We start from the raw sequence: 2,734 nt of genomic DNA, 5'->3' as shown, positions 1-2,734 counted from the left end.
CTGCGGTGGGGCTCGCCGGTCCAGCACCTCTACCGCACCGCTGTCAGCGACTACACCGTAGGGTCAACGACCATCCCCGCTGGTTCGCGGGTGATGCTGCTGTTTGGCGCTGCCAATCGTGACCCGCACAAGTTTACGAACCCAGACGAGTTCGACATCGACCGCAACCCGACCGACCATGTCGGCTTCGGAAGCGGTATCCACTACTGCCTTGGGGCACGGCTCGCACGACTGGAAGCGCGCGTGGTCCTTGAGGAATTGCTGCCCCGAGTCCGTCGAATACGGGTGCTCGATCCGATGAAGTGGCGGGACAACCCGACCCTACGCGGACCAGAACACTTGGTCCTTCAACTGGAGCCCTAACCAACTGCGGCTGCTCCGTTGACGGGTCGACAGTGCCGCGACCCTCGGATGCCCGTCCCGACAGCAGCCTGCGGGCGCTGACACCGCGGGACGGCCTCATCTCCCTCGACATGGGAGGCGTCCGGTGGTCCCGCTGCTTCTCGTCCAGGTGCTGGCGCAGCGCCGTGTACCCTCTTCGGCGACAGCCCAAGACGTGCATCAGATAGACCGTCAATCCCCGCTGCAGGTAAGCAGCATGCATCCAGCGATGGGTCCGCCTCCGGCCGCGACGGCGGCCACCTGGGGCCGTCGAGCGAGCTGTCGCTGACCGGCCTGCCCGCGCAGCTGCAGGCACGCCTCGTGCAACAGCCAATAACCGTGCATCCGGCCCGCCGACAGTTGCCCGCCGAACGTGTTGAGCGGCAGGGATCCATCAAGCGCAATCCGCGTCGCCCCATCGATGAACGGGCCTCCTTCACCGTCGCCGCAGAAACCCAAGGCCTCCAACCACGCGATCGTGAGAAAGGTAAAGCCGTCGTAGAGTTCGGCGACGTCGACATCCGTCGGCATCAAATCGGTGCGCGACCACATTTCGGCGGCCGCTTCGGCCGATGCCATCTTGGGGAAGTCGTCGCGGTGAAACCACCCGCCGGAGCCGTAGGCCCCGCCGATCGCCTCAACACCGACCGCGGGGTTCGGGCAGTCCCCGGTGTAGTCGGTATGCGAGACCACCAACGCGATCGAGCCATCCACGGGAACGTCGCAGTCGAGTAGTCCGAACGGTGTTGAGATCGGCCGCGCCGACATGTAGTCGTCCATGGTGATCGGATCCTGGTATACCGCTAGTGGGTTGAGGGCGGCGTTGCGTCTGTTGTTGATTGCCAGCCAACCCAGCTGCTCTTTGGTAGTTCCGTAGAGTTCCATGTGTCGCCGGCAGTGCAAGGCCAGCCAGTTCGCCGCCGAGTAGGCGTGGGCGGCCAGCAGTTCGTCGATGTCCTCGAACGGGGCGATTTTGCGTCGCGTCCCGGGGATGTGCGGCTCGATCGGCGGGGATGCCAGCCGGTTGAGTGCGGAGGTGGCGGGTGCGTCGGTCACCGACCCGCCCAGCATCAGCACGGTTCGATATACCAGCACGTGTCGAGCTCGTCGCTCGGCAACGGCGCGAAAGGCCGACATCACCGGCGCCAGCACCCCTCCGGTGTCGAAGCCGAGCGACTCATCGTTCGCCTGGCTGCCAAGCAGCTCAACCACCTCGGGCAGCGGCGTGTCGCCGAAGGAAGCGATGCCGTCGATGTCGTCGGCGGTCAGTCCGGCGTCGGCGATGGCGGCGTGAGCCGCCTCCAACGTCAGTTCGGCACCGGGGATGCCGATGCGACGGCCGATGCGGGAAATGCCCACGCCGCTGATGATCGCGTCCTTCTCGAAGTAACTCATCAGGCCACCGTCCGTTCCATCGGCCGTGGTGGCCGAAAATCTTATTGTTTGTAATAGCAGGTTTTTGGACTGTACGTTGCTTGTCATGCCCGACGACGCGCCACCCACCGCTCCGGCCCGCATATTTCCCACCCTGACTTACAACCGACAGTTCTGGACTGGCGGGGCCAATGGCCGCCTCATGATCGCCCGGTGCGGCGCTTGTGTCCACGGTCGCGTAATTCCTCAGGGGTAGTCGTCACGTAATTCCCCATGGTGGGACGCTGCTGGAGTGAGGGTAGCGGGGCTCTGGCGATGAGATGTCAGGTTGCGCTTGCCCCGGGTCGTTTCCGGGGCCGGTAGGACGGTCCGTCCATGAGGACTTGGTGGCTGGTGTTGATCAGGCGGTCGAGCAGCGATTCGGCGACGACGGGGTTCGGGAACAGGGGGTACCAATCCTTGGGGGCGCGGTTGCTCGTCAAGATCAGCGGCTTGGCGGCGATCGCACGATCGGAGACCAAATCGTAGAGGTCGTCGCTTTGGGTGGGGGTGTGCTCACGCATCGCAAAGTCGTCGATGACCAGGACCAGCGGGCGGGTGTACTCGCGCATGCGTTGACCGATGGTCCGATCGGCTGCCCGCCGGCGAGGTCGGCGAGCATGCGGGAGCATTTCACGAGGCGGATGTCTCCGCCGCGGCGGGCCACTTGATGACCAAGTGCTTGTGCGACACGGGTTTTCCCGACGCCGACAGCGCAGGCGACAGACTGCAACAGCTTCGCGCGGTGCTGTCGTGCGAGATCACGGTAACCGATTGCGTGCACCCGTTGTACAGGGAACGGTTGCAGGCGTCGGCATTTCGTCGACGACAGGGCGTGCTGAGGCTGGTGGTGGTGCTGCCGGACGGCACGCCGGGCATGGTGGCGGCCGACTCAACGGATGTGTTTGGTAGCGGTGACGCCGCTGTGACGCAGTTGGCG

The 2,734-nt window shown here is 64.9% G+C and carries 3 protein-coding genes and 1 pseudogene; 2 read left to right on the top strand and 2 right to left on the bottom strand.

The features are described from left to right. Nucleotides 1–363, top strand: a 363-nt coding sequence (locus WA944_RS00135) for a cytochrome P450 (RefSeq protein WP_526369160.1), incomplete at its 5' end; no start/stop codon positions are given. A gap of 210 nt (nt 364–573) precedes the next feature. On the opposite strand, the gene WA944_RS00130 is transcribed toward WA944_RS00135, so the two are convergent. Next, a complete protein-coding gene (locus WA944_RS00130) occupies nt 574–1,776 on the bottom strand; it encodes a thiolase family protein (RefSeq protein ID WP_526369158.1) in 1,203 nt (400 codons plus the stop codon). Between the two features lie 302 nt (nt 1,777–2,078). Next, a pseudogene (locus WA944_RS00125) lies at nt 2,079–2,506 on the bottom strand (ATP-binding protein); the annotation flags it as partial. Here WA944_RS00125 and WA944_RS00120 point away from each other — a divergent pair. Further along, the coding region (locus WA944_RS00120) for a hypothetical protein (protein WP_526646033.1) at nt 2,465–2,734 on the top strand (270 nt) is incomplete at its 3' end. The pseudogene WA944_RS00125 and the gene WA944_RS00120 sit on opposite strands and share 42 nt — an antisense overlap.

Origin of the sequence: Mycobacterium sp., from assembly GCF_049683355.1 — a bacterium.
Taxonomy (GTDB): domain Bacteria; phylum Actinomycetota; class Actinomycetes; order Mycobacteriales; family Mycobacteriaceae; genus Mycobacterium.
Note: the sequence above shows the minus strand (reverse complement) of the source record. Positions and strands in the feature narration are given on the sequence as shown.

What these genes read in the sequence shown, in the direction of transcription:
- WA944_RS00130 (WP_526369158.1), bottom strand. Translation starts at nt 1,776, where the DNA reads ATGAGTTACTTCGAGAAGGACGCGATCATCAGCGGCGTGGGCATTTCC.